The organism is Chitinophaga sp. 10T418 (genome assembly GCF_056394125.1).
Genome location: NZ_JBFTHG010000001.1, coordinates 946,090 through 964,481, shown reverse-complemented (window position 1 = coordinate 964,481; position 18,392 = coordinate 946,090). Strand labels below are relative to the sequence as shown.

Below are 18,392 nucleotides of genomic sequence, written 5' to 3'. Positions count from 1 at the left end.
CATTTTTTATTTGTAAGAAGATATGCACTCAGGCTTTTTGCAGAAATGCTCTCAGCACATACTGCAGGATACCGCCATGACGATAATATTCAATTTCTATCAATGAGTTCAGTTTGCATTTCACTTTAAACTCAACCGGATCTCCCGATGCCGGGATAGCCGTTACCGTTAGTATTTTACCCGGAGTGAGATCTGTGGATACTCCGCTGATAGTATATGCCTCTGTACCTGACAGTTGCAGCGAAGCAGCGTTTTCACCCTCCATGTATTGCAGGGGCAAAACACCCATGCCTACCAGGTTACTGCGGTGAATACGTTCATAACTTTCCGCGATGACCGCCTTTACTCCCAGGAGATTGGTGCCCTTCGCCGCCCAGTCGCGGGACGATCCACTGCCATACTCTTTACCAGCCAGTATGATTAATGGCACCTTATTGGCCGCATATTGCGCTGCGGCATCATAAACGGGCATCACCATGCCGGAAGGGATCACCGTAGTAAATCCGCCTTCTTTTGGCGATAGTTCATTCTTAATACGCACGTTGGCAAAAGTACCCCGTATCATCACCTCATGATTTCCCCTGCGGGAACCATAAGAGTTAAATAAACGGGGATCGATGCCATGGTCCAGCAGGTACTTACCGGCAGGAGTATCGGCCTTGAATGAACCGGCAGGAGAAATATGATCGGTGGTCACCGAATCACCCAGCTTCAGCAATACGCGGGCATCTTTTATATCTTCCAGCGGCGCCGGATCTTCCGGCAATCCGTTAAAAAAGGGCGCTTCCCGGATATAGGTGGAGTCGTTGCTCCAGTGATAATCTTTTCCGGAAGGTGCCAGCAATCCACGCCACTGCTCATCTCCATCAAAAATCACTTTATATATATTTTCAAAATCTTCCTGTTTCACCGCGGCGGCTACGGCTTCATTAATTTCATCCTGTGTAGGCCAGATATCGCGGAGATATACCGGCTCCCCGTTAGGATCATAACCCAGTGGAGCTGTCAGCATATCCACATCTATCCGTCCGGCGATGGCATAGGCTACCACCAGCAACGGCGATGCCAGGAAATTCATTTTCACCTGCGGATGTACCCGGGCTTCAAAGTTACGGTTGCCTGATAATACGGAGGCTACCACCAGGTTACCCTTATCCACGGCTTCTGCAATGGCCGGCGGCAAAGGACCACTGTTACCAATACACGAAGTACAGCCATAGCCCACTATATGAAAACGTAGTGCTTCCAGTTCTGTCAACAGCCCGGCGCGTTTCAGGTATTCGGTCACCACCCTGGAACCGGGCGCCAGACTGGTCTTTACCCAGGGCTTTACATACAATCCTCGGCTGATGGCCTTCTTGGCTACCAGTCCCGCTCCTATCATAACGCTGGGGTTGGAAGTATTGGTACAGCTGGTGATCGCCGMAATAGTTATAGCGCCATCACTCAGCACATATTCTTCATTCTTTAATTTAATGCGGACAGATTTGAGGTAGTCCACTTCTACCGCCACTTCTTCCGAAGACTTCTGAATTTCATAGGTAAAAGCCGTACCCGAACCACCTTCAGACAACCAGGCCGTATCCCGGCGTTTTCCTTCCGGTGTATACATGCGTTTGAACTCCTTGTTCAACAGGCTCTCAAATTCATTGTGCAGATCTCTCACCAGGATACGGTCCTGTGGGCGCTTAGGTCCTGCTACAGCCGACTGTATACCATTCAGGTCTACTTCCAGTATATCCGTATAAGTGATCTCTTCATTGCCATGCCGCCACAACATATTTTCCCGGCAATAAGCTTCCACCTGCGCTATTTGTTCCGGTGGACGATTGGTGCGGTGCATATACTGCAACGTTTGATGATCGATCGGGAAATAGGTAACCGTGCAACCAAATTCAGGAGACATATTGGAAATAGTAGCCCTGTCCGGCACTGACAAATGATCCAGTCCATCGCCAAAGACTTCCACAAATTTATCCACTACCCCGTATTTACGCAGCAGTTGCGTGATGGCAAGCACCATATCAGTAGCCGTTACGCCTTCCGTTAAACGGCCCGTGAGCTTTAATCCGATCACCTGTGGACAGGAAAAGTAAATGGGTTGTCCCAGTATAGCTGCTTCCGCTTCTATACCACCTACGCCCCAGCCTAATACCCCGATCCCATTCACCATGGGTGTATGAGAATCTGTTCCAACCAGGGTATCGGGAAACAGCCAGCCATCGCGGTTAATAACACCTTTGGCCAGGTATTCCAAATTTACCTGGTGACAAATACCCATGCCCGGAGGCACTACGGTAAAATTGTCGAAAGCCTGTTGCGCCCATTTAAGCAGCTGATACCGCTCCTTGTTGCGCTCATATTCATAGGCCACATTTTTTGTATAGGAATAATCAGTGCCGAAGAAGTCTACCTGCACTGAGTGATCAACGACCAGGTCTACCGGTATGGCCGGATTAATTTTACCACCTTCTTTCCCTTTCCGGATCACTTCCGCCCGAATGGAGGCAATGTCCACTACTGCCGCTACGCCGGTGAAATCCTRCATCAGCACACGGGCCGGCTTAAAAGGTATTTCTTTGTCTGTGCCCGCGGGGTCCCAGTTCACCAACGTTTCCAGGTGTTCATCCGTAATGGCAAAGTTATCGTGGTTCCGTAATACATTTTCTAATAAAATCCTGATGGAAAAAGGCAGACGGGAAATCTGTTTTCCATCCTTTTCCAACTTGCTGAGTGACGCGATACGAGGCTCCATAATAAATGATTAGTTGACAACATTAAGGAAACAATGACTCAAAGGTTTTGTTTATACAATATAGCTAATTATGAACCTTTTATACCGTTTTAATATTAAAATAACCCTGCGATGCCCACGCATCGGCACTTCCTAGCTTTATCCCAAATACCCCTCAAAATGCCGCAACAATTAAAAGTCCCCTCGACTTCCCGCCTTGTGCTGGAAGCAGCCATGCAACTCTATACAACACCTTTACAACAACGCTATATTGAGTCCATCGATTTCAGCGAAACCAGCCGTCTTTTTTATGACCTGAAGCGGCATTACCCCCATATAATAGATGCGATTTGTTTGCGCAAACAAAGTATCCGCGCCATGCTGCAGGAAAGGATTTCCCGGTTACCAGGACAACAGGTGATCCTGCTGGGCGCAGGACTAGACCCGCTTTCTTTACATCTCCTGGAAAATTACCGGGAACAGGTCAGCAGGATTATAGAAATAGATAACGGATATATAGAAGAAAAACAACAGCTCTACACCACTATTATTCCCGGAGAATCAATCATCCGCTTATCAAAATGTGACGTAACGGATACGGTATTACTCTGGAATAAACTACTGGAATATGGCTACCAGGAAGAGATGCCTGCCATTGTTGTTTTTGAAGGCGTGATTCATTACGTCAGCAATGATGCCTTTATCAACACCATGAAACTTTTTAAAACACCGGATAGAAGGAACCTCGTGATGCTGGATTATTCTTTATCGGAAGAAGATGTACCTGCAAAATTTTTGCGGTATCACCAGGGGGTGATAAGGATGTTGGAAACATTTGTTAACACCCGTTTAAATGTTAACAGTCATGCCGACATGGCCGGCATTATTTATCAGTTGGATGCCACACTGGAGAACCTGGAACCCATGTGTGAAACAGAAAGAAAGATCACCGGGAGCAATAAAATTTTCCATTCTCCCGGCGAAGGCGTTATAGAAATGCTGAGCTTTAGTTTATGATAACTTTTAGCTTTTAGCCATTAGCTTTTAGCTTTTAGGCGAATGCAGCGAAGACCATCATATATTTATCTCCGCTGCATTCGCCTAAAAGCTAAAAGCTAATGGCTAAAAGCTATCCCACCAGTGTTCCTGTGGGTAATGCTCCCCTACTATTACCGGCTCTCCTATTTTCGGGGTGGTAACAGTCAATCCTCTTTGTACTCCGCTGGCGGTCACCCGTTTGGCTGATTCATTCCAGGGGTGGTTGGCGAGGGCAAATTTAGCCCAGTGTACCGGCAGCAACACTTTACCTTGCAGATCAATGGCTGCCTGCACGGTTTCTTCGGGCTTCATGTGTATAAACGGCCAGTTGTCGTTATACTGTCCGCATTCCAATATTGCCAGGTCAAAAGGACCGTATTTATCACCTATGACTTTAAAGTGGGTATCATATCCGGAATCTCCGCCAAGAAAAAGCTGGTATCCGAATATCTGCAATACAAAAGACGACCAGAGACTGCCGCCTCTTTTTAATCCGCGGCCGGAAAAATGTCGTGCAGGCGTTGCCGTTATAGTAATATCTGTTGCAATGTCCTGTGTTTCCCACCAGTCCATTTCCGTGATATTATTTTCCTGTACCAGGCAGGATTGCAGATCCCTGCCTACGCCCAGTGAAGTGAAAATCCTTTTGGTATGCGGCTTTAACAGTGCCAGTGTTTTTTTATCAAGATGATCATAGTGATTATGTGTAATAATCATCAGATCTATTTCCGGCATATCAGCAGGTGTGTAAGCATCTGCGCCCGGGAAAGCCTTGATCATAAAAGACATCGGGGAAGCGCTGCCGCTAAACACCGGGTCTACCAGTATATTGAAACCTTTTACATGAATGAGGTAGGAAGAATGCCCGAACCATACGATCACCGGCTTCTCTGAGTACAATGTTTTCAGGTTTGTTTTTACGGGAGTCAATGGTGCCGGTGGTCTTACATCTGCCGGACGCTGAAAAGTTTCTTTCAGCATCTGGTAATAGGTAACATCATCCGGCTTCATGGGCGTGAGCGATAAATTCTGGAATACGCCATCCCGGAAATTCTGCGAATGCTTTATTCTTTCCTTTATAGAAGATGATTTTCGCTGCATGTATTAAAGTTAAGAAGGGTTTTGTTAAAAACGTCTTATACAGTAGACGGACAACGGCGGGATATATTTTAAAGGTACCTAAAATAAAAGAGCTGCCCATTAAGAGCAGCCCTGCATCCAACCTATCTCGAAAACAAAAATCATGAACGTGCCAGTAATCTTTTCCCCCTGGCCATCAACCGCAACAGACGGGTGTTGCCGTAAAAAGCAGAATGATACCTGCCATCTGCTTTGCGGCGTTCGCCATAAGCCCTCAATACCGCATCTGCGGTTACCATCCCTGTTACTTTTTTATTAGCATCCAGCACGGCCAGTATATCCGGGGGATAGCTATCGAATAATTCCGTGACCAGGTTAATATCATCGGAAGCATACACGTAAGGCGCCGCCACTTCCAGGTTTTCACTGATACCGGATGTATTGGACGCCGATAAACAAGTCCTGTTGAGATATCCTTTAAAATGTCCTTCCTCATCTGTTACCGGCAGGTACTGATAATAATAGAGGCTGCTGTGTTCCTGCAAAAAGCTGTATGCATGCGCCAGTGTCATGTTGTTACGCAAAGTTATTGGAGACGCTGAAACAACCGCTGCTACATTGATGAGCTGCAGGATGTCCGGCGTATATTCATCCGGTGCGGTAACGCCTCTTCTCCGGATCTTTTCGGTCATGATACTTCCTTTCATAAGGAAAAAGGATACGAAATAAGCAGCCGTACAGGCACCTATCAATGGGAGCAAACCATGTGGCTGCCCGGTTGTTTCCAGTGAAAACACAATGGCAGTCAACAATGCGCGGGAAGCTCCTGCAAACATAGCAGCCATTCCGATCAGTGCCGCAGTAGCAATGTTGATTTCACTGCCGGGAAATAATTTCAGTACCACTATGCCCAACAAAGCGCCTAAAGCCCCACCAATCGTGAATAAAGGCGCCAGTGTACCACCAGAGGTGCCACTACCCAGGGATATTACCCATGAAATATATTTGAGTACGCAAAGCGATATTACCAGCGCCAGTGGCACGTTACCGGTCAACAGGGTCTTGATATTGTCATATCCTACGCCCATGGTGTGTGGGGCAAAATATCCCACTACACCTACCACTATCGCACCCAGTGCAGGCCACCACATCCAGTGAATGGGGAGTTTTTCAAACATATCTTCCACAAAATAAACGGACTTTGATACATAGGCTGCTATTACGCCTACCAGCGCACCCATGAGCACATAGGTCAGCAGCGCGATATCTGATACCGCCGGAATATCCGGCATTGCAAACACCGGATGACTGTCGAATAAACCGATGTGCATACCTGCGCCCACAATACAACCGATGGCTACTGGTATCACCGCACGGGGAGAAAATTCAAACAGCAATAATTCGATAGCCAAAAGAATAGCAGCCAGCGGACTGCCGAAGATAGCCGCCATACCGGCACAGGCGCCGGCTGCCAGTAATACTTTTCTTTCGGCAGCAGAAATATGAATAACCTGTCCGGTGAATGAACCGATGGCCCCACCGGTGGCAATGATGGGACCTTCTGCACCAAAGGGTCCGCCCGTACCAATAGAAATGGCGGCAGACAAAGGTTTCAGCAAAGTAATCACCGGGGGTATTTTGCTGTCGTTCAAAATAATATTTTCCATGGCCTCCGGGATGCCATGACCACGGATAGCTTTACTACCAAAGCGTGCCATTACACCCACAATTAAACTACCGATAACAGGGATGAATATAACGATCCAGCCCAGGTGATTTCCGGCAGGTCCTGCTTCTTCAAATGAAAACCGGCCGTAGAACGACAGGTTGGTAATGAGACTAATCAGCATCACCAGTCCTTTTGCCACAAAGCCTATTGCCAGCGCGTTGACACCTGCCTGCATACTGAGGTAAAGCACTCTCCGTGACATATTTCCGGCAAACTTTTGTTCTTTTTTATGATTCATACTATATAAAATGACAATCAGAAACTTATAAACAGCACAAAAATATGATCTAAATCATATTAAAACCTATTTTTTCTTTCAAAAACACAAAAAAACATTACTATTGCAATCATGAAAAAAGCCGGAACCTGCGATTTAAAAACGTGTTTTCTTTGCCAGTTCAGCATTCCGGAGTGGATTGCCGCGGTAGCAGATCATAAACAACACCTGTTTTATAAAAAGAATGAAATCATCTTCCAGGAAGGACAGCCTGTAAAGGGCATCTTTTTCCTGTATGAAGGAAAAGTGAAAGTGCATAAGCAATGGGGAGAGGATAAAGATCTGATTGTTCGTTTTGCGCAAAAAGGAGATATACTCGGGCATCGTGGACTGGGCAGTGGAGAGCGTTTATATACCGTGTCTGCCACTGCGCTGGAAGACACCACCGTATGCTATACCGACCTTACTTTTTTTGAAGCATCGCTGAAAGTGAATCCCAATCTAACTTTGAAGCTGATGCAATTTTATGCGGATGAGTTACAGGAAGCAGAGAGAAAGATGCGCAACCTCGTACACATGGATGTAAAAGGCAGACTGGCAGATGCTTTGCTTGAAATCAGCCGTTTGCATAATGATACACAATTTACCATCAGCCGGCAGGATCTGGCTTCTTTTGCAGGCACCACTTATGAAACTATTTATCGCAATCTACAGGAGTTTATACAGGAGAAATTAATTGCCGTAGAAGGAAAAGCCATTCATATTTTAAATGACAAGAAGTTGAAAAAGTATGTGGGTTAAGATGTCACACTATTTCTGTTAACCGCAATAATTTAGCTTCATTCAGTATTGTAAAGCTCTTCCCGGAAACCGCAACCAGCCGCTCTTCTATTAGTTCATTCAATATCCTGAAAGTAGTTTCATAGGTAGCGCCAATATAGGAAGCAAGGTCTTGTTTGGAGAGGGAAAGATCTATAAATCCCTCTTTATTAAATCCGAATTTTTGTTGCAGCAGTAACAGGGCATTGGCCATGCGGCCTTTGACAGACATATGTGCGAGGTTGCGCATATGCTTTTCGGAAGATTGTAATTCCTGTGCATAAAACAGCATGAGTTCATATAACAGTTCATGGTTTACTTTGAGAGATGACTGGAAAAAATCCATCTCTATAAAACAAACTTTTACCTGTTCCAGCGCGGTGGCAGATACCGGGTATAGATGTTCCACTCCTCCCATGCCACGGTGTCCCACAATATCTCCTTTTTGCGCAAAACGAACAATCAGTTCTTTTTCTGCTCCCCAGTGTTTGTGCACTTTCATGCGGCCTTCATAAATAAAATAGATACCCGTTACTTTATCACCTTCTTTAAACAGCATTTCGCCTTTATTGAGGATAAAGTTTTTTCGGTGTAAAGCTACTGCCGGTGACCATTCCTTAATGGATAGTCTGCAAAGGAGACAGGTTTTACCATCACAACCCGCTTTGTCTTTCTTCATGTATAATATCGCTGTTTTGTAATTGTTGCAACGTTTCATCTGCTAATATGGTGTGCAGCTTCACTACTTCTCCTACTACAATAATGGCCGGATTGCCCATACCGGCCGCCTGTGCTCTCCATACAATGTCTTTCACCGTACCAATCACCATTTGCTGTTGGGGTGTGGTACCGTTTTGTATAATGGCCACCGGCGTATCACCTTTCCCCTGTTTGGCAAAAAGTTCCATGATGCCCTCCAGTTTGCTCATCGCCATCAGTATTATCACCGTAGCAGTGGAACGGGCAGCCAGTTCAATATCACCGGAAATGTCGCCGGAACTGGTAGTACCGGTGGTTACCCAAAAGCCCTCCGCAATACCTCTCCAGGTAAGCGGAATCATTTGTGAGGCCGGAACTGCTATGGCGCTGGAGATACCGGGTATAATGGACACTTTGATACCGTGTTGTCTGGCAGTTTGTATTTCTTCCACTGCTCTGCCAAATACAAAAGGATCACCTCCCTTTAACCGTACCACGTGTCCATGGGCATTGGCCATTTCCACAATGAGCAGGTTGATTTCCTGCTGGGATAGTGCATGACAGCCATAGCGCTTTCCAACAAACCGGATGATGGCACCTGGCGCCGCATATGCCAGCAATGATTCATTCACTAATGCGTCGTATAATATCACATCTGCCTTACGGATGGTATTAATGGCTTTCAGGGTAATCATTTCCGGATCTCCCGGTCCTGCTCCTACTAAAGATAGAGATGGAATTGACACATGCATATATATTACAATTAAATTTATATAATACTTTCACAAAGGTTAATACCTAAAATTAAAACAAAATCGCGTAATTTTATAACCAACATCATACACCTACCTCTAAAATCATCTCCAAAACGCGAAATAATATTATATTAATTTAATTATAATATAATTTAAGTTTTCTGATCCTTAAATATAATCCAATGAAAATAGTAGTTATAGGGAACGGTATGGTGGGCTATAAATTTTGTGAGAAGATGATAGCCAAATCCGGCCTCCTTCCCACCGAAATGGTTGTATTCGGAGAAGAACCCCGCCCCGCCTATGATCGCGTGCATCTCACCTCCTGGTTTGATGGCAAAACAGCCGATGATCTCCTATTGGCTACAGCCGAATGGTACAGCCAACAAGGCATCAAACTCCACCTGGGCGACCCGGTGCAGCAAATTGACCGCGACAACAAAACCGTATGCTCCCACAAAGGCATCGTGGAAACATATGATTACCTGGTAATAGCTACCGGCTCCGCCGCCTTCGTACCACCAGTGCCGGGCATGGATAAAAAAGGTGTATTTATTTACCGCACCATCGAAGACCTGGAAATGATGAAGGCATACGCCCCGAAAGCTACCCGTGGAGCGGTAATCGGTGGTGGCCTGCTGGGACTGGAAGCAGCCAAAGCACTGCTGGACCTGGGCATCTCCAATACGCATGTGATCGAGTTTTCCTCCCGCCTCATGCCACGGCAAATAGATGAACAGGGGTCTGCCATCCTTCAGACAAAACTCGGCAGTCTGGGCCTGAAAGTGCTCACCGGCAAAAATACCCGCGAAATACTGGGCAACGATGCCATCACCGGTTTACAGTTTGCAGATGATACCATCCTGGAAGCGGATATCCTGGTGGTATCCGCCGGTATCAAACCCCGCGATGAACTGGCAAAAGCCGCCAACATCACTACCGGCCCACGCGGCGGTATTGTTGTCAATGAACAAATGCAAACCAACGACCCCTTTATATATTCCATCGGCGAATGCGCGCTCTACAATAACATGATCTATGGCCTGGTAGCCCCCGGCTATGAGATGGCTGAAGTAGCAGCGTCACATATCACCGGTGAAGCAAAAGCCTTCACCGGATTTGATATGAGTACCAAATTAAAACTCATCGGCGTAGATGTGGCCAGCTTCGGTGACCCTTTCTCTGATCCGGAAAACTGCCATAGCATTGTATTTGAAGATAAATACAAAGGCACCTATAAACGCATCAATATTACAACAGATGGTCAATTCCTGCTGGGAGGCATCTTAATTGGCGATGCAGCTGCTTATAATATGCTGCTGCAAACGACTAAAAACAAACTGACGTTGCCGGCTAATCCGGAAGACTTACTGCTGGGTGGTAGCCGTAGCAGCGCCGATACAGGTGCCGGCGTTACGGCCCTCCCGGATGAAGCCATCATCTGCAGTTGCGAAAGCGTTAGCAAAGGCACTATCTGCCAGGCGGTAACAGATGGTCACGAAACACTCGATGAAGTAAAGAAATGCACGAAAGCCGGCACCTGCTGCGGCGGTTGCGCCCCTATGGTAAAAGACCTGATCACCGCCACCATGAAGGCCCAGGGCAAATACATCCGCAACGTAGTATGCGAACATTTCGCCTACTCCCGCCAGGAAATGCTGGACCTCATCCGCGTAAAATCACTCCGCTCCTTTGATGAAGTACTGGACCACTATGGAGAAGGCGAAGGCTGCGAAGTATGCAAACCCGTCATCGCCTCCATACTGGCCAGTCTCTGGAACGACATGATCCTCGACAAAGGCAATGATACCGCACAGGACTCTAATGACCGCTACCTCGCCAACATACAGAAAGGAGGCACCTATTCTGTAGTACCCCGCATTCCCGGTGGAGAAATTACACCTGAGAAGCTGGTGGTCATCGGAGAGATCGGTACTAAATATAACCTCTATACGAAAATCACCGGCGGACAGCGCATAGACTTATTTGGCGCACATCTCAGCGACCTGCCCAATATATGGGAAGAACTGATTGCCGCCGGATTTGAAAGCGGACATGCATACGGTAAAGCATTACGCACGGTAAAAAGCTGTGTAGGCTCTACCTGGTGCCGGTTCGGTTTACACGACAGTGTTAGCTTTGCCATCCGAATAGAAGAACGTTACCGCGGATTACGGGCGCCACATAAAATCAAATCTGCTGTATCCGGCTGCATTCGGGAATGTGCGGAAGCACAGTCGAAAGACTTTGGCATCATTGCCACTGAAAAAGGATGGAACCTGTATGTATGCGGCAACGGCGGCTCCAAGCCACAACATGCACAACTCCTGGTAGCGGATGTAGACAGCGACACCTGCATTCAATACATTGACCGCTTCCTGATGTTCTATATCAAAACAGCCGATCCGCTCACCCGCACGGCTACCTGGCTGAATAAACTTGATGGCGGCATGGACTATCTCCGCAACGTAGTACTGAATGACAGTCTGGGTATCGCTTCTCAACTGGAAACAGAAATGCAGTTGCTGGTAGATAACTATAAATGCGAGTGGAGAGAAGTAGTGGAAAATCCAGAACTGCGCAAGCGCTTCTCTCACTTCATCAACGCACCTGCCGATAAAGATCCGACAGTAAAATTCGAAACCATGCGTGCACAAAAGAAAGCCGCAGAATGGAAATAATCTCTTTACACAAAAATATACTGCTATGTCTACGATTCACACTACTGCTACCACCTGGTTCTTTGCCTGTAAAACATCAGATGTGCCCACCAATGGCGGCGTATGCGTAAAGTATAAAGAAGAACAGATTGCCCTGTTTTATTTTGCCCGCAGAAATGAATGGTATGCCACGCAAAACCTTTGCCCGCACCGTCAACAGATGGCCCTCAGCCGCGGCATGACAGGCACTGTAAAAGATGAGCCTAAAGTAGCATGCCCTTTTCACAAAAAAACATTCTCCCTGAAAGATGGCCGTTGCTTGTCTGACGAAACAGAATGTTCACTCACTACCTACCCGGTAAAAATCATAGATGATATGGTATACATCGGTGTAATGGCAGATGCGGAAATGGTAAATGCAGCAATATAAAAAACGAAACCCGGTAGCTGGCAGGCTAACCGGGCTTCTGATCCGTAAATGATTGGCTCATTCAAAATCAACCAAAGTTACATGAAAAAATGGTTTCCCCGCAGGGTATCAATGATACTCCCCGGCCTGCTGTTGTCACAGTATGGCTACGCGCAACTTAACTTCGGTGCACAACTAAGAACACGCACCGAACTACGTAACGGACAAGGCGCGCCACAGGTACAAGGCGCCGACCCGGCCTTCTTTACTTCCCAGCGCACCCGCCTCACGGCCGGTTTCAGCGCCTACCGCATCAAATTGGGTCTAACGGTGCAGGATGTACGGGTATGGGGACAGGATGCTTCTACCATTAACCGCACCACCACCCCGGACAACAACGGGTTTATGTTACATGAAGCCTGGGCAGAAATATTACTGACAGATACCATCGTAAAAAATAAAAGCCTGTCGCTCAAAGTAGGCCGGCAGGAGCTGGTATATGACGATAGTCGCCTGCTGGGCAACCTCGACTGGCTGCAACAGGGACGCCGGCATGATGCAGCAGTATTAAAATATGAAAGTAACTACTGGACCTTACATGCCGCTGTTGCTTTTAACCAGAATAAAGAAAATGCGAGTGGCACCGTTTACAACCCCACTCCGGCAGGCAACTACACCGCTAACACCAACGGCGGTAATGCCTATAAAAGCCTGGAGTTCGTATACGTGTCCAGGAAATTAACGAAAGGAAACTTATCGTTCCTTTTCCTCTCCGACCAGTTTTCAAAATACCATACAGACAGTATAGAACATGTGGCTACGAAAGTATGGGAAACAGGTACCTATACCCGCATAACTACCGGTTTGTTTTACACGCAGCAATTCAACAGGATCAGCTATACCGCTGCCGCCTATCATCAGTTCGGCACTAACAGCAACGGGCAAACGGTAAATGGTAGTTTACTATCCGGATCTTTCCAATACAGTGTCAGCAAAGCTTTCAGCGCAGGCGCCGGGGTGGATTACACCACGCCTGATTTTGATCCGCTGTATGGCACCCCACATAAATTCTGGGGCAACATGGACTATTTCTACGTAGCCAGTGGATTTGGTAATAAAGGATTACAGGACTATTATGTAAAAACGAAGTTGAAACCCGGTACCCGTTGGGCATTTACAGGAGATGTACATGAATTTTACGCTGCCTCAGCCATCACAGGTATGAGCAAACAATTTGGTACAGAGGCTGATGTTACTGCCAATTATACCCTGACCAAAATGATTGGACTGGAAGCTGGCTACAGCCACTTCTGGAATACGGCCAGCCTCTCCTCTCCCACGGTAAAAAATATAAAAAATGCCGGCAGTAACAGCAACTGGGCGTATCTCTCTGTAAACATACGTCCTGAATTTCTGATTAAATAACCTGTAAAATCACTACTATGCTCGCTCCACTCAATAAAATAAAAATCTTTAGTCTCGATACCATACAGATGCGCACGTTTCATATCACGTGGCTGATGTTCTTTGTCTGTTTCTTTGGCTGGTTTGGTCTGGCGCCATTGATGCCCACTATCCGTGCTGATCTGGGCTTAAGCAAATCCCAGATAGGCAACATTATTATTGCTTCGGTATCCGGTACCATCATTGCACGACTCATCATTGGCCGTCTATGTGATACCTGGGGTCCCCGGAAAACGGCGGTGCGCCTATTACTGATAGGTTCCTTGCCAGTGTTCCTGGTGGGGTTATCAAAGGATTACACCTCCTTTCTCCTCTTCCGTTTAGCCATCAGCGTGATAGGTGGATCATTTGTTATCACCCAGTTCCATACATCACTGATGTTTGCGCCGGCCATTAAAGGCACTGCCAATGCCATCACCGGCGGATGGGGTAACCTGGGTGGCGGTGTCACCAATATGGTAATGCCACTCATCTTCGCCGCTATTGTGGGCTTTGGTTACACCAAAGCGGAAGCGTGGCGCTATGCTATGATTGTGCCTGGCGTAATGATGCTGATAGTTGCGTATCTGTATTACCGTTATACAAAAGACACACCTAATGGTAACTTCGATGAGCTGGGGCATCATAAAAAGAACAGTAAAACGGATTGGTCCGTGTTGGGCGACTGGCGCATATGGGCACTCACCATGGCCTACGGCATGTGTTTTGGCATGGAGATCACCTTCGACAATGTTGCGTCTTTACATTTTGTGGATACATTTCATCTTTCTCAAGGCAGCGCAGGGTTCTGGGCGGGTATATTTGGTTTTATGAACCTTTTTGCCCGTGCATTGGGTGGCATTATTTCAGACAGGGTCGGCGCAAAGTCCGGCATGAAAGGCAAAGGATGGTTATTGGCCCTGATGCTGCTGGCAGAAGGAATTGGCTTATTACTATTTGCACAGGCGGGATCGCTGGTAGTCGCAATTGTGGCGATGCTGAGTTTTGCGTTGTTCCTGAAAATGGCTAACGGCGCCACTTACGGCATTGTACCTTTTATTAACGAAAAAAATGCGGGGCTCGTCAGCGGTATTGTTGGCGCGGGAGGTAACATGGGCGGCATGTTATTCGGCTTCCTGTTTAAATCAGACAGCATCACTTACGTACAGGCATTCACGTATATCGGCTTTATTGTGATAGGCATCTCCTGTATTGTAATGCTGACCAGGTTTACCCGGCAACCCGCTACGGAAGCAGTACCGGTAAGAACACCGGTAGCCGTATCGTAAATCATTTATTAAAACTTCCGGCATGCAAGCATCATTTAAAACCACCTGCTGTTACTGTGGCGTAGGCTGCGGAATAGTAGTACATAAGGACCGGCAGGGAAAGCTGCATGTAGAAGGTGATAAAACACACCCGGTAAATAAAGGCATGCTTTGCTCCAAAGGCATGAACCTGCATTATACCGTTATGGATACATCAGACAGGCTGCTGCATCCGGAAATGCGATACCATCGTAACCTGCCAAGACAAAGGGTTACCTGGGATCAGGCATTGGAAAGAACGGCAGCTGTATTTGCTGCTATCATCAAAAAACATGGCCCGGATGCAGTTGCCTTCTACGCATCCGGGCAATGCCTCACGGAAGAATATTATGTAGTCAATAAGCTGATCAAAGGATTTATTGGCAGCAACAACATCGATACCAACTCACGTTTGTGCATGAGCAGCGCTGTAGCTGCTTATAAGCTGGCGCTGGGAGAAGACGCGGTGCCCGGCACTTACGACGATATAGAACTTGCCGACTGCATCTTTGTAGCTGGCGCCAACCCGGCCTGGTGTCATCCCATTTTATGGAGGCGGGTAGAAGCCGCCAAAGCCGCGAATCCCGCGCTGAAAATTATTGTCAGCGACCCGCGCGTTACACAAAGCTGCTCTGCAGCCGACCTGCACCTGCAGGTAAATCCCGGTACCGACATCGTACTGCACCATGCCATTGGTCGTGCACTCATCACCGCCGGCCATACCGACAGCTCGTTTATACAAGCCCACACCAACGGATTTGATCAATACAAGGATACCGTGATGGAGCGCAGCATTGAAGAAGCAGCTGCCATCTGCGGTATTGCGGCAGCGGATATTTACACCGCCGCAGATTACATAGGCAATGCCACCGGCTTCATGACCCTGTGGACCATGGGGCTCAATCAAAGTGTGGTTGGTGTGAACAAAAATCTCAGCCTGATTAATCTGCACCTGATCACCGGCCATATCGGCAAACCCGGCAGCGGTCCTTTTTCCTTAACCGGGCAACCCAACGCCATGGGCGGACGGGAAGTAGGCGGACTCTCCAACCTGTTGCCCGCACATCGTGTACTCAATAATCCCCAACACCGTAAAGAAGTGCAGGACTTCTGGGGCGGCACCACGTTATCAGATAAGCCCGGTCTCACTGCAACGGAAATGTTCAACGCTATGCACGATGGCAGACTAAAAGCGATCTGGATCATGTGTACCAATCCGCTGGTGAGCTTACCGGATGTTCGTTTTGCCGAAGCCGGACTGCTAAAAACCAAATTTGTGGTGGTGCAGGAAATTTCCAATAAACCGGAAACGCTGCGTTATGCGGATGTAGTACTGCCTGCCGCCGCGTGGACAGAGAAAGAGGGTACCATGACCAATGCCGAACGCCGCATCAGCTATCTTACTAAACTCACCGATGCACCTGGTGAAGCATTACCCGATGCGGAGATCATTTGCCGCTTTGCACAAAAAATGGGCTATCACGGTTTCGATTATACGAATATGTCGGAGATCTATGAAGAGCATTGCCGGTTAACCGCCGGTACCAACATAGATATCAGCGGACTGGATTATAAAACATTAAAAGCTGAGCGCAGCATACAATGGCCTTACCGCTCCGGCAATGGTACGGCAAGACTGTTTGAAGATCACCAGTTTTATACACCTGATGCAAGGGCAGTTATCCACAGCTTTGAAGATGCCAACCACTCAGAATCACTCACCAAAGAATTGCCGTTGATACTCACCACCGGTCGCATACGCGATCAATGGCATACCATGAGCAAAACCGGGAAAGTGAGTAAACTGAAACAACATATATCTTCTTCTTTCCTCGAAATACATCCCAAAGATGCCCTACAGCGGGGGATACAGGCAGATGATATTGTAACCATCCGCAATGGCAGAGGAGAAGTACGGGTAAAAGCACAACTCAGCAACACCATTAAAAAAGGGGTTGTTTTTTTACCGATGCATTGGGGAAAAATACTCAACAACGATTTGCACCGGGCCAATAATCTCACCAACCACCTGCTGGATCCGATATCCAAACAACCCGACTTTAAATACACCGCCGTACAGGTACAACGCTATCAGAAACCGGTACAGAAAATTGTGATCATCGGTGCGGGCGCAGGCGCCTGTGGCTTTGTAAAGTCGTACCGGGAGCTGAATACCACCGATGAAATAGTGGTATTCAGCAAAGAAAATCTACCCTTCTATAACCGGGTGATGCTGCCTGATTACATCAGTGGTACCCAGCAATGGAAACAACTGATTAAAATGACAAGGGCAGAAGAAACGGCACATAACATTACGCTCCACCGCGGTGTAAGCATCACACATATTGACCGTCCCAACAAATTATTAACCGATAGTAACGGTCAGGTACATACGTACGATATCCTCCTGATGGCCACTGGCAGCCGGGCCGCCACCCTTCGGGACATTCCGCCTATTCCGGGCATCTTTACCATGCGTACCCGCATGGATGCAGACGCCTTCAAACAACATATAGATCCTGCACGCGGGAAAGTAATGATCGTAGGTGGAGGATTATTAGGGATAGAGCTGGCAGCATCTCTCAAAGAAATTAATATAGACGTTGGCGTTATACAACGTACCTCCCGGCTAATGGACCGGCAGCTGGATACCCTCGGCGGACAACTCCTTTACGAGGAGTTGACCGACAGAGGTATTGACATCTATTACAATGATGAAATTGATCGTTTTTCAGGTCAGGAAAAACTGGAAGGACTACGCATGAAAAGCGGGTTATACATTCCCTGCCAGGCGGTGGTGATGTCTATTGGTACCGTTCCTAACATAGAACTGGCACAGGCGGCACAACTGCTTTGCAATCGCGGCGTAGTGGTAAATGAATATCTCCAAACCAGCGATCCGGATATTTATGCCATCGGAGAAATAGCAGCTTTCAACGGCACTTTGTATGGAATCACCGCCGCAGCGGAACAACAGGCTGCTGTAGTGGCCCGCTATCTGAACGGAGATATCAGTCAATACTACCAGGGCTCTCTTTTTATGAACATTCTTAAAATGCATGGCACCGACCTCTGCTCATTGGGCATGGTAGAAACCCCTAAAGATCCGGCTTATGAAGAAGTGGTTTTTATTGATAAAGCAAAACGATACTATAAAAAATGTATCATTCACCAGGACAGGTTAGTGGGCGCTATCCTGATCGGCGACAAATCAGAGTTCATTGAATTCAGGGATCTTATTCAACAAAAAATTGAGCTGTCAGATAAACGACTGGAGTTATTGCGTTCCGGCAAAAAAGGCACACCCGTTATCGGCAAACTGGTATGCTCCTGCGGCAATGTGGGAGAAGGTAATATCATGGAAAAAATAGCCGCTGGTTGCAATAACCTGCAACAATTATGTCAGGCTTCCGGCGCCGGCATGGGCTGTGGCAGCTGTAAACCGGAAGTAAAGGCACTGCTGGAGAAATCTATTCCCAAAAACGTTGCAGCACTTGTATAA

12 protein-coding genes are annotated in these 18,392 nt (G+C 47.2%); 7 read left to right on the top strand and 5 right to left on the bottom strand.

Annotation, left to right across the window (positions count from 1 at the left end):
* Window positions 1–28: 28 nt before the first annotated feature.
* Entirely contained in the window at window positions 29–2,755 is a 2,727-nt protein-coding gene (gene acnA, locus AC1DCV_RS04040) for an aconitate hydratase AcnA (RefSeq protein WP_477021953.1), read from the bottom strand.
* A 159-nt stretch (window positions 2,756–2,914) separates the two neighbouring features.
* On the opposite strand from acnA, the gene AC1DCV_RS04035 reads away from it, so the two are divergent.
* Window positions 2,915–3,751 (top strand): class I SAM-dependent methyltransferase, encoded by an 837-nt coding sequence (locus AC1DCV_RS04035; protein WP_477021952.1) that lies wholly within the window; start codon window positions 2,915–2,917, stop codon window positions 3,749–3,751.
* A 105-nt stretch (window positions 3,752–3,856) separates the two neighbouring features.
* Here AC1DCV_RS04035 and AC1DCV_RS04030 read toward each other — a convergent pair whose 3' ends face one another.
* The gene (locus AC1DCV_RS04030) at window positions 3,857–4,873 is read right to left on the bottom strand and encodes an MBL fold metallo-hydrolase (RefSeq protein WP_477021951.1); all 1,017 of its coding nucleotides are present in this window, start codon (window positions 4,871–4,873) and stop codon (window positions 3,857–3,859) included.
* A gap of 140 nt (window positions 4,874–5,013) precedes the next feature.
* Window positions 5,014–6,819: a chloride channel protein gene (locus tag AC1DCV_RS04025; protein ID WP_477021950.1), complete on the bottom strand. Its 1,806-nt coding sequence runs from the start codon at window positions 6,817–6,819 to the stop codon at window positions 5,014–5,016.
* A gap of 111 nt (window positions 6,820–6,930) precedes the next feature.
* Between AC1DCV_RS04025 and AC1DCV_RS04020 the strand changes: the two genes are divergently transcribed.
* Complete coding sequence (locus AC1DCV_RS04020; RefSeq protein ID WP_477021949.1) at window positions 6,931–7,599, top strand: Crp/Fnr family transcriptional regulator; 669 nt, start codon at window positions 6,931–6,933, stop codon at window positions 7,597–7,599.
* 4 nt (window positions 7,600–7,603) lie between these two features.
* Here the strand turns inward: AC1DCV_RS04020 and AC1DCV_RS04015 are convergent, their stop codons facing one another.
* Window positions 7,604–8,296 carry a Crp/Fnr family transcriptional regulator gene (locus AC1DCV_RS04015; RefSeq protein WP_477021948.1) on the bottom strand — a complete coding sequence of 231 codons (693 nt, stop codon included), beginning with the start codon at window positions 8,294–8,296 and terminating at the stop codon, window positions 7,604–7,606.
* The gene (cobA, locus tag AC1DCV_RS04010) at window positions 8,271–9,068 is read right to left on the bottom strand and encodes a uroporphyrinogen-III C-methyltransferase (RefSeq protein ID WP_477021947.1); all 798 of its coding nucleotides are present in this window, start codon (window positions 9,066–9,068) and stop codon (window positions 8,271–8,273) included. Before cobA ends, AC1DCV_RS04015 begins: the two co-directional genes overlap by 26 nt.
* Window positions 9,069–9,253: 185 nt before the next feature.
* Between cobA and nirB the strand changes: the two genes are divergently transcribed.
* The 5 genes from nirB to AC1DCV_RS03985 all read left to right on the top strand — a co-directional run bounded on the left by nirB (window position 9,254) and on the right by AC1DCV_RS03985 (window position 18,392).
* Window positions 9,254–11,752, top strand: coding sequence for a nitrite reductase large subunit NirB (gene nirB / locus AC1DCV_RS04005; protein ID WP_477021946.1), 2,499 nt, complete (start codon window positions 9,254–9,256; stop codon window positions 11,750–11,752).
* A gap of 25 nt (window positions 11,753–11,777) precedes the next feature.
* A complete protein-coding gene (gene nirD, locus AC1DCV_RS04000) occupies window positions 11,778–12,161 on the top strand; it encodes a nitrite reductase small subunit NirD (protein WP_477021945.1) in 384 nt (127 codons plus the stop codon).
* A gap of 81 nt (window positions 12,162–12,242) precedes the next feature.
* Entirely contained in the window at window positions 12,243–13,565 is a 1,323-nt protein-coding gene (locus tag AC1DCV_RS03995; protein ID WP_477021944.1) for an alginate export family protein, read from the top strand.
* A 17-nt stretch (window positions 13,566–13,582) separates the two neighbouring features.
* The gene (locus AC1DCV_RS03990) at window positions 13,583–14,872 is read left to right on the top strand and encodes a NarK family nitrate/nitrite MFS transporter (RefSeq protein ID WP_477021943.1); all 1,290 of its coding nucleotides are present in this window, start codon (window positions 13,583–13,585) and stop codon (window positions 14,870–14,872) included.
* Between the two features lie 22 nt (window positions 14,873–14,894).
* Complete coding sequence (locus AC1DCV_RS03985; protein WP_477021942.1) at window positions 14,895–18,392, top strand: molybdopterin-dependent oxidoreductase; 3,498 nt, start codon at window positions 14,895–14,897, stop codon at window positions 18,390–18,392.

What these genes read in the sequence shown, in the direction of transcription:
- AC1DCV_RS04035 (WP_477021952.1), top strand. Translation starts at nt 2,915, where the DNA reads ATGCCGCAACAATTAAAAGTCCCCTCGACTTCCCGCCTTGTGCTGGAA.
- AC1DCV_RS04030 (WP_477021951.1), bottom strand. Translation starts at nt 4,873, where the DNA reads ATGCAGCGAAAATCATCTTCTATAAAGGAAAGAATAAAGCATTCGCAG.
- AC1DCV_RS04025 (WP_477021950.1), bottom strand. Translation starts at nt 6,819, where the DNA reads ATGAATCATAAAAAAGAACAAAAGTTTGCCGGAAATATGTCACGGAGA.
- AC1DCV_RS04020 (WP_477021949.1), top strand. Translation starts at nt 6,931, where the DNA reads ATGAAAAAAGCCGGAACCTGCGATTTAAAAACGTGTTTTCTTTGCCAG.
- AC1DCV_RS04015 (WP_477021948.1), bottom strand. Translation starts at nt 8,296, where the DNA reads ATGAAGAAAGACAAAGCGGGTTGTGATGGTAAAACCTGTCTCCTTTGC.
- cobA (WP_477021947.1), bottom strand. Translation starts at nt 9,068, where the DNA reads ATGCATGTGTCAATTCCATCTCTATCTTTAGTAGGAGCAGGACCGGGA.
- nirB (WP_477021946.1), top strand. Translation starts at nt 9,254, where the DNA reads ATGAAAATAGTAGTTATAGGGAACGGTATGGTGGGCTATAAATTTTGT.
- nirD (WP_477021945.1), top strand. Translation starts at nt 11,778, where the DNA reads ATGTCTACGATTCACACTACTGCTACCACCTGGTTCTTTGCCTGTAAA.
- AC1DCV_RS03995 (WP_477021944.1), top strand. Translation starts at nt 12,243, where the DNA reads ATGAAAAAATGGTTTCCCCGCAGGGTATCAATGATACTCCCCGGCCTG.
- AC1DCV_RS03990 (WP_477021943.1), top strand. Translation starts at nt 13,583, where the DNA reads ATGCTCGCTCCACTCAATAAAATAAAAATCTTTAGTCTCGATACCATA.
- AC1DCV_RS03985 (WP_477021942.1), top strand. Translation starts at nt 14,895, where the DNA reads ATGCAAGCATCATTTAAAACCACCTGCTGTTACTGTGGCGTAGGCTGC.